The sequence below is a fragment of the Arenimonas sp. genome, from assembly GCF_041913985.1.
Lineage (GTDB): Bacteria > Pseudomonadota > Gammaproteobacteria > Xanthomonadales > Xanthomonadaceae > Arenimonas.
In genome coordinates this window covers 65,234-76,934 of the sequence record NZ_JAYSEG010000013.1, presented here as the reverse complement: position 1 = coordinate 76,934, position 11,701 = coordinate 65,234, and the positions used below count along the sequence as shown (strand labels likewise).

14 protein-coding genes are annotated in these 11,701 nt (G+C 71.2%); 3 read left to right on the top strand and 11 right to left on the bottom strand.

Annotated features, from left to right (window positions below; translation table 11 throughout):
* Positions 1 to 667, bottom strand: a 667-nt coding sequence (locus tag ACE3Q2_RS06500; RefSeq protein WP_374473449.1) for a copper ion binding protein, incomplete at its 3' end; no start/stop codon positions are given.
* A gap of 271 nt (positions 668 to 938) precedes the next feature.
* On the opposite strand from ACE3Q2_RS06500, the gene ACE3Q2_RS06495 reads away from it, so the two are divergent.
* On the top strand, positions 939 to 1,289 hold the full coding sequence (locus ACE3Q2_RS06495; RefSeq protein ID WP_374473448.1) for a hypothetical protein: 351 nt from the start codon (positions 939 to 941) through the stop codon (positions 1,287 to 1,289).
* A 3-nt stretch (positions 1,290 to 1,292) separates the two neighbouring features.
* On the opposite strand, the gene ACE3Q2_RS06490 is transcribed toward ACE3Q2_RS06495, so the two are convergent.
* Genes ACE3Q2_RS06490 through ACE3Q2_RS06470 form a run of 5 tightly spaced genes read right to left on the bottom strand, consistent with a single transcriptional unit; the run spans position 1,293 to position 5,224 of the window.
* Complete coding sequence (locus tag ACE3Q2_RS06490; RefSeq protein WP_374473447.1) at positions 1,293 to 1,841, bottom strand: hypothetical protein; 549 nt, start codon at positions 1,839 to 1,841, stop codon at positions 1,293 to 1,295.
* Positions 1,841 to 2,416, bottom strand: coding sequence for an SCO family protein (locus ACE3Q2_RS06485; protein ID WP_374473446.1), 576 nt, complete (start codon positions 2,414 to 2,416; stop codon positions 1,841 to 1,843). Before ACE3Q2_RS06485 ends, ACE3Q2_RS06490 begins: the two co-directional genes overlap by 1 nt.
* A gap of 38 nt (positions 2,417 to 2,454) precedes the next feature.
* On the bottom strand, positions 2,455 to 3,051 hold the full coding sequence (locus tag ACE3Q2_RS06480; protein ID WP_231696177.1) for a cytochrome c: 597 nt from the start codon (positions 3,049 to 3,051) through the stop codon (positions 2,455 to 2,457).
* Positions 3,048 to 3,653, bottom strand: a complete 606-nt coding sequence (locus ACE3Q2_RS06475) for a cbb3-type cytochrome c oxidase subunit II (protein WP_231696178.1) — start codon at positions 3,651 to 3,653, stop codon at positions 3,048 to 3,050. The genes ACE3Q2_RS06480 and ACE3Q2_RS06475 overlap by 4 nt, the downstream gene beginning before the upstream one ends.
* A 2-nt stretch (positions 3,654 to 3,655) precedes the next feature.
* On the bottom strand, positions 3,656 to 5,224 hold the full coding sequence (locus ACE3Q2_RS06470; protein ID WP_374473445.1) for a cbb3-type cytochrome c oxidase subunit I: 1,569 nt from the start codon (positions 5,222 to 5,224) through the stop codon (positions 3,656 to 3,658).
* Between the two features lie 111 nt (positions 5,225 to 5,335).
* Between ACE3Q2_RS06470 and ACE3Q2_RS06465 the strand changes: the two genes are divergently transcribed.
* Positions 5,336 to 5,818: an Rrf2 family transcriptional regulator gene (locus ACE3Q2_RS06465; RefSeq protein ID WP_374473444.1), complete on the top strand. Its 483-nt coding sequence runs from the start codon at positions 5,336 to 5,338 to the stop codon at positions 5,816 to 5,818.
* A gap of 162 nt (positions 5,819 to 5,980) precedes the next feature.
* On the top strand, positions 5,981 to 6,547 hold the full coding sequence (locus ACE3Q2_RS06460; protein WP_374473443.1) for a BLUF domain-containing protein: 567 nt from the start codon (positions 5,981 to 5,983) through the stop codon (positions 6,545 to 6,547).
* Positions 6,548 to 6,551: 4 nt separating this feature from the next.
* On the opposite strand, the gene ACE3Q2_RS06455 is transcribed toward ACE3Q2_RS06460, so the two are convergent.
* Genes ACE3Q2_RS06455 through der form a run of 5 tightly spaced genes read right to left on the bottom strand, consistent with a single transcriptional unit; the run spans position 6,552 to position 11,672 of the window.
* Positions 6,552 to 7,313, bottom strand: a complete 762-nt coding sequence (locus ACE3Q2_RS06455; RefSeq protein ID WP_374473442.1) for an EAL domain-containing protein — start codon at positions 7,311 to 7,313, stop codon at positions 6,552 to 6,554.
* Positions 7,310 to 8,458, bottom strand: a complete 1,149-nt coding sequence (gene moeB, locus ACE3Q2_RS06450; protein ID WP_374473441.1) for a molybdopterin-synthase adenylyltransferase MoeB — start codon at positions 8,456 to 8,458, stop codon at positions 7,310 to 7,312. The genes ACE3Q2_RS06455 and moeB overlap by 4 nt, the downstream gene beginning before the upstream one ends.
* A gap of 9 nt (positions 8,459 to 8,467) precedes the next feature.
* Entirely contained in the window at positions 8,468 to 9,703 is a 1,236-nt protein-coding gene (glp, locus tag ACE3Q2_RS06445) for a gephyrin-like molybdotransferase Glp (RefSeq protein ID WP_374473440.1), read from the bottom strand.
* The gene (locus ACE3Q2_RS06440) at positions 9,700 to 10,275 is read right to left on the bottom strand and encodes a molybdenum cofactor guanylyltransferase (RefSeq protein ID WP_374473439.1); all 576 of its coding nucleotides are present in this window, start codon (positions 10,273 to 10,275) and stop codon (positions 9,700 to 9,702) included. Before ACE3Q2_RS06440 ends, glp begins: the two co-directional genes overlap by 4 nt.
* Positions 10,272 to 11,672, bottom strand: coding sequence for a ribosome biogenesis GTPase Der (gene der, locus ACE3Q2_RS06435; protein ID WP_374473438.1), 1,401 nt, complete (start codon positions 11,670 to 11,672; stop codon positions 10,272 to 10,274). The genes ACE3Q2_RS06440 and der overlap by 4 nt, the downstream gene beginning before the upstream one ends.
* Between the last annotated feature and the right edge of the window lie 29 nt (positions 11,673 to 11,701).

The window sequence follows — 11,701 nt, the reverse complement described above, 5'->3', positions numbered from 1 at the left end:
AGAAGCGCGCGCCCAGCCAGAACTGCACCGGCGTGGCCAGCGCCAGCTGCCACCAGCCGGGCAGGGCCCAGTGCTCACCGAAGGGCATGCCGAGCATCGGCACGGCCAGCGGCAGGGAGAGCATGGCAGCGAGGACCAGGTGGCGGCGTTCGCGCTCGTGCGCGGCCACCAGGGCCGGCGGGGGAGCAGGAGCGGATTCGGCGCCCGTGGTGGTCGGCGCGGCTTCGTGTGCCACTTCGTAACCCGCGGCGGCCACGGCCTGCACCAGCGCCTCGCGCGGCGTGCCGGCGGTGACGCGGACGCTGGCGGTTTCGGTGGCCAGGTTGACGCTGGCGGACTGCACGCCGGGCACCTTGGCCAGGGCCTTTTCGACGCGGCCGGCGCAGGACGCGCAGGTCATGCCGAGGATGGCCATCGAGACCTCCTCGATGGCGACGCCGTAACCGGCGCCTTCCACCGCCGCGGTGATGGCCGCGGCCGACACGCTGCCGTCGGTGGTCACGTCCGCGCTTTCGGTGGCGAGGTTCACGGTGGCCGACGAGACGCCCGGCACCTTCGCCAGGGCCTTTTCGACGCGGCCTGCGCAGGAAGAGCAGGTCATGCCGGTCACGCCGAAGCGGAAGTGGCTGGCGGCGTCGGTGGGAGGGATCGGAAGCGGGGTGTTCATGGCTTGCTCCTGCCTGGGGTAGGGTCAGCCTCGGGCCTCCCATCATGGGAAGGTCAACGCCCCTTGTCACGCTCGGCCGTGTTGATGGATGCGGCGCCGAAGTCGTGCTGCGGTACTTGCCACGGCGGAGCGGGAATTTTTCCCAGCCTGGCCCGGGTGGTCGGCGGCCGGGCCGGACCGGCGACGGCGTCTCACTTATTGAGCCGCCAACGCGTCACAATCCGGCACACGCCGACCCGACCCGAGCCCCATGGACGAACGAGACGAGTGGTTGACCCGCCTTCGCGTGATGCGCCTGGCCTGGCCCGTGCGCTGCCTGCGCGGCTTCACGCCCGAGGAGATGGCCCTGCTGCGGCAGGGCCTGTGGCCGACGGCGCTGGAAGACCGCTGGGTGGTCTGGCTCGATGCCGGCCTGCTGCGCGTGTGGCGCGCCTGGACCGGCGAATGCATCTACGAAGCCGAAGTCGGCGAAGACGAGACCGGCGCCGGCCAGTGCCGGGTGCTGCGCGTCTGCGACGACCCCGACGTCTACACGCGCTCCAGTGGCGAAGCGGGCGAGGTGGACCGGTTCGAGGGCGTCCTGGCGATGCTGCTGGGGAGGCGGAAGGAAGCGGCGGCCTGAGGGCTAGGCCCGGCCAAGGCGAAGGCACCAGAGCGTGGCGACAGCCAGCGCCAGCGCGAGGAGGCCATACCCAGCGAGGGCCTGGTCTCCCAGCAGGTAGGCGTTGCACAGGCGGTCGGGCGCTTCTGCGTAGAGCAGGCCCGCGGTGGCCGTCATCCACCCCCAGTTGCCGACGAAAAACAGTTGGACGATGGTGCCCGAGGTGGCCAGGGAAAGCCTCGTCGCCAAGCCAACCAGCAGCAGGACGGCGAACTTCGCCGCATCCACCCCGGGGTTCGCCACCGCGGCGTCCAGGGCCCGCGGCAGCATCCAGAAGGCCAGGCCCAGGCTGGCCAGTGTCCAGCCCGCGAGTCCGTGCGCATTGAACGACTGCAGTGCGCGGCGGGCGCGAGGCGGCAAGCCCGCGGCAAGCCAGTAGCCGGTGACCACCAGTGCCGGCACCTGCACCAGCATGTGCAGGGACATGCTGCCTTCGAGCAGTGCCCGTGCCGGGGGAGCGGCGGCAAGGGCCGCGGTGGCCGCGCCGGCCAGCACCTGCGTGCGTTGACGCATCACCGGGCCTCCAGTGCATCGGCCAGCGCGGACTGCCAGCGGCCGAGGTCATGGATGCCGCGCAGCCTGCCCTGTGCATCGACGACGTGGATGGCCGCGTTGTGCACGAAGTCGCCCCGGCCGTCGGGGACGACCACGATGCCGAAGGCCGCCAGCAGGCGCGCGCGCTGCGCCGGGTCGGGAACGGTGGACGCCTGCCAGAGCGTCGGGTCGGCACCCAGCCGCGCCTGGTGGCGGGCCAGCACCTGCGGGCTGTCGCGTCCGGGGTCGAAGCTCAGGCTCAGCAGGCGCACGCGCCCGCCCAGCCCGCGCCGGAGGATCTCGCGCTGCAGTTGCTGGTAATCGGTACCAAGCGCGGTGCAGAGGCTTTCGCACTGCGTGTAGATGAAATCCACCAGCACGACGCGGCCATCGTCGCGAAGCGCAGCCCTCAGTTCGCGGCCGTCGGCCAGCCGCGCGCCGGGCAGCGGCAGCGGGTCCCGGGCCACTTCGAGGCGTCGCGCGGATTCGCTGGTCAGCACGCGGAACCCCTCGGTGGCCGACCACAGCGCGGCGAAGGCCGCGGCGACGATCACCGCGGTCGCCGCGAATGTCCTGGGAAGCCCGCCCGGCGTCACGGCGCCCGCGCGGTGAGCTCTTCGCCGCCGGCCCAGGGCGTGCTGCGGCCGGCCGTGCTTGCGCGGGCACGTGCCGCCGCCGCGGCGTCCACGGCCGCCGCCGTGTTGCCCCAGCTGGCGCGCAGGTGCGTGGCCAGCGCCGCGATTTCCTCGTCGCTGAATCGCTCGCCGAAAGCCGGCATCGAGCCCTGGTAGGTAGTGCCCGCCACGCTGATCTGGCCGGACACGCCGTGCAGCAGGATCTGCAGCAGCGTGTCTTCGTCGCCGAGCACCCACTCCGAACCGGACAGGGGCGGGAACACGCCGGGCAGGCCGGCGCCGCTGGCCTGGTGGCAGGCCACGCAGTGCGTGGCGTACAGCGCCGCGCCATCGGCCGGTGCGGGCGCGGAGTCTGTCGCCGCCACGGCCGGCGCGGCATGCAGCGCGGTCCGCTGGTCGCCCAGGCTGGCGTCGGCATTCGGGTGCGCGGCCATCAGGTAACCCGCCGCCCAGCCGAGCATCGCGGACACCAGGGCGATCACCGCCACCGGGACGGGGTTGCGCGCTTCCCGCGGCTCGGGGTTTTCGCGGCGCTGCTGGGGCGTGGGGCTCATGGCGTTTCCTCGGGCGTGGCGGCGTCGGGGCCGGGGACCGGATAGGTGTGGTCGAGCGATTGCAGGTAGGCGACGAGGTCGCGCACTTCCGGCCGCGCCACCACCACGCCCTCCGGCGGCCCGAGCCCCGGCGGCAGGGTCACGACGCGGTCACCGGGGGCGGCCTCGTCCTTGACCTCGAACAGGAAGGGGTAGGGCGGCATGGTGCTGTCCGGCACGTAGGCGCGGGGCTGGTAGAGGTGGCCGAGGTGCCAGTCCTCGCTGGGCTGGCGCGCGCCGATGTTGAACAGGTCGGGGCCGGTGCGCATGGTGCCCAGCAGGTGCGGCCGGTCGTAGGCATAGTCGGCCGCCACCGAGGCGCGGCCCCAGCCGCGCGTGGCATCCGGTGCCTGCGACGCGTCGCGCGGCTGCTGCGAATGGCAGTACACGCAGCCATGCGCGATGTACTGCTGGCGCCCGCGCAGCTGCGCTTCGGTGTAGGGCTTGAGCGCCGCGGGCGGCGGCAGCGGCTTGAGCTGCAGGTAGGGAAGCACGACGAGCGAGGCGGTGGCGACGGCCAGCGTCACCATCGCGCCGGCGATGAGTTTGGCGGGGCTTTCCATGGTCAGCTTGCCTGAGGGGCCGGATAGAGGTCGACGGCGCCTTCGCGGCGCGGCCCGAGGCCCAGCACCATCGCGCCCACGTGCAGGGCGAACAGCACGTGGCCCAGCGTCATGATCGCGCCGCCCACGGTGCGGCCCTGCAGCCACGGCAGCGTGACCCGCACCGAGTCGATGAAGGGCCGGCTGGCGTCGAGCATGGCCAGGCCCTGCAGCCAGCCGCCGATGGTGAGCGCGGTGAAGTACACCGCGAAGCCGCCCATCACCAGCCAGAAATGCGCCGCGACCAGCCGCGGCCAGGGCCACTCGCGCCCGACCACGCGCGGCAGCGCGAAGTAGATGGCGCCGAACATCACCATGGTCACGAAGCCGTACAGGCCCAGGTGCGCATGCGCCACGGTGAAGTGCGTGAAGTGGGTGATGGTGTTGATGCCGCGCAGGGCCTCGAGCGACCCCTGCACCGAGCTGAGCGTGTACATCATGCCGCCCAGCACCACGAAGCGCAGCGTGGGTGAATGGTTGAGCACGGCGAAGTGGCCGCGCATCGTCTGGTGCTGGTTGACGGTGAACGCCAGCACCGGCACCACCATCATCATGCTCTGCACGATCGACAGCGTGACCAGCCATTCCGGCACCGGCCCGCCGATCAGGTGGTGGCCGCCGACCTGGCCGTAGAAGAAGGCCAGGCACCAGAAGCCCACCAGGGAAAGGTTGTAGGACTGGACCGGCCGCCCGATCACCTTGGGCAGGAAGTAGTAGACCGCCGCCAGCGACAGCGGCGTGTAGAACAGCCCGAGCACGTTGTGCCCGAACCACCAGTTCATGGTCGCGGCTTCGACGCCGAAGTGCAGGCCCGGCCATTTGGCCACCACGTACAGCACCGGGAACCAGAACAGCGCGGCGCCGATGTACCAGACCGAGACGTACAGGTGTTCCACCCGGCGGTTGCGCAGCGTCAGCAGCAGCGGGATGGCGATCAGGGCGCCGGCCACGGCGAACACCAGGCCGATCTGCCACGGGATTTCCAGCCATTCCATGCCGTCGGAGATGCCCAGCGCGATGCAGGCCAGGCCGGCGAGCAGCGCGAGGTTCCAGAGCATCGTGCCCGCCACCGCATAGCCGCCGCCCACCAGTTCGGTGCGCAGCAGCCGCGGCAGCATCCACAGGGCGATGCCCAGCGCGGCCATCGGCGTCCAGCCGTAGGCCACGGCGTTGAGGTGCAGCGTGCGGATGCGGCCGAAGCTGAGCCAGGCCGCGGTTGCGGCCCAGTCCGGCGCATGCAGCTTGATGGAGCTGGTCAGCCCCGCCAGCGAGGCCACCAGCAGCCACAGCACGGCGAACACCAGCATCAGGCGCACCGGTGCCGCGGTGGAGCGGTCCGCGGCCCAGCGGATGTCTTCGGCCCGGGGCGGCAGGGGGCCGGCGTCATGCCGGCCTATTTCGCCCGGCTCGAAGATAACCCTGGCCGCATCGGGGTCCGGGTCGGCCAGTCCCTTGCGCAGCGACCAGATGAAAGCCAGCAGGGCCGTGACGGCCAGCAGGAAGGTGGAAAGCAGCAGGGTCGCGGTGTTCATCGGAGGCCCGGCACCAGCCGGGAACTTAAAGATTCATGTGAACTGCATCTTAAATGCGGCCCCGATGATAAAGCAATGCCCAAGATGCATCTTTTAAGCTAGGCTCCACCCATGAAGCTCACCGACTACACCGACTACACCCTGCGGGTCCTGATCTACCTGGGCCTGCACCCGGGCGAACTGGTGACCATCCAGCAGGTGGCCGACGGCTACCGGATCTCGAAGAACCACCTGATGAAGATCGTCAACCAGCTTTCGCAGTCGGGACTGGTGGCGGCGACGCGTGGCCGGAACGGGGGCGTGCGGCTGGCCATGCCGCCGGATCGCATCAACATCGGCGCGGTCGTGCGCGCCACGGAAGGCGACTTCCGCATCGTCGAATGCTTCGACCAGGCCAACAACGAATGCGTGCTTTCGCCGGCGTGCCGGTTGCGCGGGGCGATGCACGAGGCGCTGGAGGCGTTTTTCCGCGTGCTCGACGGCCTGACGCTGGCGGACGTGATCGCCAATGCCGGGCAGATCAGGCCACTGGTTTCCGAGCGGGTGCTGGGCGAGCGTCCCGGCCGGCGGCAGGCCAACCGGCAGGAGGGTTGAACCCTCGGGCAAGGTGACCGCCTTTGTCTATGTTCGGGCGTGACATAATATACATTATGCGCATTGCTGGAGATACCTTCACCCGGGCAGGAACCCCAAGCCACGCGCCTATCACACCGGTTCTGGGACCCTGCCCCGCGTCCAGACAGCCTGTGCGCCGCCATGCCCCGATACCTCCGCCTTACCTACGTCAGCCGCGCCACGTTCCCGCCGGTGCGGGACGGTGCCGCGTTCCATCCGGAGGTGGGCCGCATCCTGGTGCAGTCGCGCCGCAACAATGCCCGCCAGCGGCTGGTCGGCGGCCTGTACTTCGCCGACGGTTGCTTCTTCCAGGTGCTGGAAGGCCCGGCCGAGGATGTCGAGGCGCTTTACGCCAAGCTCCAGCAGGACCCGCGCCACGAAGACCTGCAGGTCCTCGAGCGCCGCGAGATCCCGGAGCCCGAATTCCGCGGCTGGACCATGAAGCACGTTCCCGACGCCCCCGAGGTGCGTTCCCTGATGGCCCGCCACGGCCGCATCGGCTTCGAGCCTTATTCGTTCTCGCCCGAGCTGGTGCAGTCCATGGTGGCGCTGCTGCTGGGCACGCCGGACTCGGGCCAGCCGGCCGCGCCCATCCGTGGCGAAGCCGAACGCGACGCGGCTTCCCGCCGCACCGAGGTGTCCATGCTGCTCGGCGCCGCCGGATTGCTGGTGTCCGCAGCCGCGCTGGCGATCGTGCTGTTCCGCTGAAGCCTCAGTCGCCCCAGTGCACCACCGGCAGCGCCTGGAACGCCGGGCGCGCCAGCAGGTAGCCCTGGAACAGGTCGATGCCCAGGCCGGCCAGGCAGGCCAGCTCCTCGCGTGTTTCCACGCCCTCGGCGATGAGCTTCATGCCCAGGTCCGCGCACATCAGCGACACGCCGCGGATGATGGCGCGGCGGCCGGCGTCCTCGTGCACGTTGCGCACCAGCGCCATGTCCAGCTTCACCAGGTCGGTGCGCACGTCGGCCAGCAGGTTCAGGCCGGAATAGCCCGCGCCGAAATCGTCGATGGCGGTGAGGAAGCCGCGCTTCTGGTAGTGCCGCACGATGTCGCGCAGGTGCGCGCGGTCATCCACCTGCTCGCCCTCGGTGATCTCGAAGACGATGCGGTCGATCGGGAAGCCGTAGGTCTCGGCCGCCTCGAGCGTGGTGCGGATGCACAGCTCGGGCCGGTAGACCGCGTTGGGCATGAAGTTGATGCTCAGGTACGTGGGCATCTTGAGCCGGCTGGCCAGTTCGATGGCCTTGACGCGGCAGGCCTGGTCGAAGCGGTAGCGCGTGCTTTCGTCCACGTGCTTGAACACCTCCGCCGCCGGCTCGCCGGCGGGGCCGCGCGCCAGCGCCTCGTAGGCGAACACCTCGCGCCGCGACAGGCTCACGATCGGCTGGAAGGCCATGCTGAAGTCGAAGTGCAGGCCGGCGCCGCCGAGGCATTCGCGGCAGCCCATTTCGCGGTAGTTCTTCTGGGGTTTCATGCCCCTCCCCTCGCCTGCGCCCGGCAGGCTTGCTCGAGTTCATCGTAGCCCGTGAACGGGCGTCCAGGCGCGCAGGCCGGGCACGCCGGGTCGGCGCGCAGTCGCGTTTCGCGGAAACGCATGGCCAGCGCGTCGAAGTGCAGCAGCCGCCCGCTGAGCGATTCGCCCAGGCCGAGCAACAGCTTAAGGCCCTCCGTGGCCTGCAGCAGGCCGATGACGCCGGGCAGCACGCCCAGCACGCCGGCCTCGGCGCAGTTGGGCGCGTCCTCGGGCGCCGGCGGCTCCGGGAACAGGCAGCGGTAGCACGGCGCCTCGCCGCGGCGGCGGCCGGCATCGAACACGCTCACCTGGCCTTCGAAGCGGTGCACCGCGCCGTAGACCAGCGGCTTGCCGTGCTGCACGCAGGCGTCGGAAAGCAGGTAGCGCACGGGGAAGTTGTCGGCGCCGTCGAGCACCAGGTCGACGCCGGCCACCAGCGCGTCCACGGTGTCGGCCGTGACGCGAACCTGTGCGGTGCGCACGTCCACGCGCGGGTTCAGCGCCGCCAGCGCCTGCCGCGCCGATTCAACTTTCGGCACGCCGACGCGCGCCTCGGTGTGCAGGATCTGGCGCTGCAGGTTGCTGCGGTCCACCACGTCGTCGTCGGCCAGCACCAGCGTGCCCACGCCGGCCGCGGCCAGGTAATACGCCGCCGGCGAACCCAGGCCACCGGCGCCCACCATCAGCACGCGCGACTGCGCCAGCCTGCGCTGGCCTTCCAGGCCCACCTGCGGCAGGCGCAGGTGGCGCGAATAACGTTCGAGGAAATCGGCGTCCTCGGTGGCGCCCGGCACCTCCGGCAAACCCTCGGCGCGCCACTGGTCGAAGCCACCCGCCACGGAAGCGAGGCGGCGGTAGCCGCGGGCCTGCAGCGCCTGCGCCGCCAGCCGCGAACGCACACCCCCGGCGCAGATCAGCAGCAGCTCGGCGTCGGGATCCGGCGCGTGGCGCGCGGGTTCGGCCTCGAGCGCGGCGCGCGACACGGGCACGGCGCCTTCGGGCAGGCCGAGCGCGTGTTCACCGGGCTCGCGCACGTCCAGCAGGCGGCTGCCGGCCAGCTGCCGGCGACGCGCTTCGGCGGGGCTGATGTCTTCGATGCCGGGCATGGCGTGAGTCTAGCCCGCGCCCAGCGCGCCGGCATACGGCACGATTTCCACCACGTCGCCCGGCGCATATTCGGCCAGGCCTTCGGGCAGCACGATCAGGCAGTTCGAATCCGCGGCGGCGCGCAGGCGGTGCGAGGCCACGGCGGGGTTCGGGCGCACCCGCAGCTGGCCATCGTCGCTGCAGGCCAGCATGCCGCGCATGAACTCCAGGCGTTCGTGGTTCTTGGCCACCGGCAGCTCCAGGCGGGCGCGAACGACGGGGCGCGGCGCTCCCCTGCCCTGCAGCCCGTCGAGCAGGCGGCGGCCCAGGCCCAGGAAGGTGGCCAGCACCGACACCGGATTGCCGGGCAGGCCCAGCACGTGGGCCACGCCGAGGCGGCCGAACAGCACCGGCATGCCGGGTTTCATGCGCACCTTCCAGAAGTGCACCTCGCCTTCCTCGCGCAGCAGGGCCGGCAAATGGTCCTTCTCGCCGGCGGACACGCCGCCGCAGGTCAGCACCACGTCGAAGGAAAACGCCGCGTCGCGCAGCGCGGCGGCCAGGCGCACCGGGTCGTCGGGCAGGATGGGCCAGGCCACGGGTTCGCAGCCTTCGGCCATCAGCAGCGACTGCAGCAGCACGCGGTTGCTGTCGTGGATTTCGCCCGGCGCCAGCGGCTGGCCCGGCGGGCGCAGTTCGTCGCCGGTGGTGAACACGGCCACCGTGGGGCGCTTGGCCACGCGCAGCTCGGCCTGGCCCAGGGCGGCGGCCAGAGACAGGCTCGCGGCATCGAGTACCTGGCCGGCACGCAGCACCGTCTCGCCGGGTGAGACGTCCTCGCCCGCGCGGCGCACGTGCGTGCCGGGTGCGGGCGCGGCGAGCGGGAACACACGGCCCTCGCGCAGCGCGGCGTTTTCCTTCATCAGCACGGTGTCGGCGCCGGCCGGCAATGGTGCGCCGGTGGTGATGCGGATGCATTCGCCCGGCGAAAGCGCGTGCCCCAGGTCGCGGCCGGCGAACTGTTCGGCGGCCAGCACCAGGCCATCGCTGGCGGCGCGTTCCAGGTCGGCGGCGCGGACGGCGAAACCATCCATCGCCGAGTTGTCGAAGCCCGGCAGCGGCCCCTCCGCCACCACGTCTTCGGCAAGCACGCGCCGGTGGGCGCGCGAAAGCGCGACGGTTTCCGCCGGCAGGCGCGCCGCCGCGGCGACGCGGTCGATGCACGCCAGGGCTTCGGCGAGGGAAATGCGGTTGGCTTCGGTCACGGGCCAGCGTCCTGCAGCAGTGATTCGGGGGTATTGAAGTTCGCCAGCACCCGCGGCGACAAGTCCAGCGCGGGCAGACGCAGCGTTTCCGCCAGGCGCCAGGCGGCGCCCTGCCCCGCTTCCAGCGCGGCGGACGCAGCCGTGGCCAGCGCGGGGGCGTGCCAGAGTGCCAGCAGCGGCTGCGGGCCGTGGACATCGCGCGTGCCGGCGCCATGTTCGCCGCGTTTCGCCCACAGGCGCGCCGGCAGGTCGGCGGGCATTCCGGAAAGGTCCACCGGCAGCGTCAGCAGCCAGGGCGTCGGGCAGGCCCAGGCCAGCGCTTCGAGCCCGGCGACGGGCCCGGCGAAATCGGGGCGGAGGTCATGCACCGGCAGCAGGCCGAGCGCGGCGAGGCGTTCGTCGTCCTCGCGCACGCTGGCCAGCCGCGCGGCGAACGGGGCCTGCAGTGCGTCGTTGGCGTGGGCGATCAGCGGCCGGCCGTGGTGTTCGATCCAGGCCTTGTCGCGGCCGCCGAAGCGTTCGCCGCGTCCGCCGGCCAGCAGGCCCAGCGTGACCGCGCCCGGCGGGATCACTTGTTGCGCTTGATGTGCCGGATCAGGCGGCGCTTCTTCGCCACCTGGCGTTCGGTGAGCACGTTCTTCTTGCCTTCATAGGGGTTCTCGCCCTCCTTGAAGACGAACTTGATGGGCGTGCCCACCAGCTTGAAGCGCTTGCGGAAGAAGTTCTCGAGGTAGCGCCGGTAGCTGTCGGTAAGCACCCGCAGCCGCGTGCCGTGCACGATGAAGGTGGGCGGGTTGCTGCCGCCCGGGTGGGCGTAGCGCAGCTTCGAGACGTGGCCGCGTACCGCCGGCGGCGGGAAGCTCTGGTAGGCGATTTCCAGCGCCTTGGTGGTTTCCGAGGTGCTGAACTCGCGCGTGGCCGAGGCGTGGGCGCGGTGGATGGCGCGGAACAGCTCGCGCATGCCGGTGCCGTGCTTGGCCGAGATGGTGATGCGCTCGGCCCATTCGCAGAAGGCCAGCTTGCGCACCATCAGCGCCTCGGTCTGCTCCTTCTGGTACTTGGTCTGGCCGTCCCACTTGTTCACGGCGATCACCAGGGCGCGGCCGGCGTTGAGCACGTGGCCCAGCACGGTGGCGTCCTGCTCGGTCACGCCTTCGCCGGCGTCGAGCAGCACCACGGCCACCTGGCAGTTCTCGATGGCCTGCAGGGTCTTGAAGACGCTGAACTTCTCCACGGCCTCTTCGACCTTGGAGCGGCGGCGCAGGCCGGCGGTGTCGATCAGGCGGTAATCGCGGCCGTCGCGGGTGAGGTCCACCGCGATGGAATCGCGGGTGGTGCCCGGCACGTCGGAGGCGATCATGCGCTCCTCGCCGAGCAGGCGGTTCACCAGGGTGGACTTGCCCACGTTCGGGCGGCCCAGGAAGGCGATGCGGATGCGGCCCGGGTCGTCGGCCAGCACCTCGGCGTCGCCGTCTTCCGGCAGCTCGGGGATGACCTGTTCGAGCAGTTCGGGTACCCCGCGCTGGTGCGCGGCCGCGACCGGGATGACCTTCTCGACGCCGAAGCGCGCGAATTCCGCCAGCACGGCCTGCAGGTCGAGCCCGTCGACCTTGTTGACCACCAGGAAGAAGCGCCGGCCGCTCTTGCGCAGCCAGGCCAGGATGGATTGGTCGAGCGCGGACGGGCCTTCGCGACCATCCACCACGAACAGCACCAGGTCGGCTTCCTCGACCGCGGCGCGCGACTGGCGCGCGGTGGCGCCGGCCAGGCCTTCTTCCTCGCCCGACAGGCCGCCGGTGTCGCACAGGCCGAAGGGATGGCCCTCGACCAGGCGGCAGATGCCGTAGTGGCGGTCACGCGTGACGCCGGGCTCGTCATGGACGAGCGCGTCGCGGCTGCGCGTGAGCGCATTGAACAGCGTGGACTTGCCGACGTTCGGACGGCCAACGAGAGCGACCAAAGGCAACACGTGGATCTCTCCCGATCGGCCGAAGCCGC

What these genes read in the sequence shown, in the direction of transcription:
- ACE3Q2_RS06490 (WP_374473447.1), bottom strand. Translation starts at nt 1,841, where the DNA reads ATGCGTCAACGCACGCAGGTGCTGGCCGGCGCGGCCACCGCGGCCCTT.
- ACE3Q2_RS06480 (WP_231696177.1), bottom strand. Translation starts at nt 3,051, where the DNA reads ATGAGCCCCACGCCCCAGCAGCGCCGCGAAAACCCCGAGCCGCGGGAA.
- ACE3Q2_RS06475 (WP_231696178.1), bottom strand. Translation starts at nt 3,653, where the DNA reads ATGGAAAGCCCCGCCAAACTCATCGCCGGCGCGATGGTGACGCTGGCC.
- ACE3Q2_RS06470 (WP_374473445.1), bottom strand. Translation starts at nt 5,224, where the DNA reads ATGAACACCGCGACCCTGCTGCTTTCCACCTTCCTGCTGGCCGTCACG.
- ACE3Q2_RS06465 (WP_374473444.1), top strand. Translation starts at nt 5,336, where the DNA reads ATGAAGCTCACCGACTACACCGACTACACCCTGCGGGTCCTGATCTAC.
- ACE3Q2_RS06460 (WP_374473443.1), top strand. Translation starts at nt 5,981, where the DNA reads ATGCCCCGATACCTCCGCCTTACCTACGTCAGCCGCGCCACGTTCCCG.
- ACE3Q2_RS06455 (WP_374473442.1), bottom strand. Translation starts at nt 7,313, where the DNA reads ATGAAACCCCAGAAGAACTACCGCGAAATGGGCTGCCGCGAATGCCTC.
- moeB (WP_374473441.1), bottom strand. Translation starts at nt 8,458, where the DNA reads ATGCCCGGCATCGAAGACATCAGCCCCGCCGAAGCGCGTCGCCGGCAG.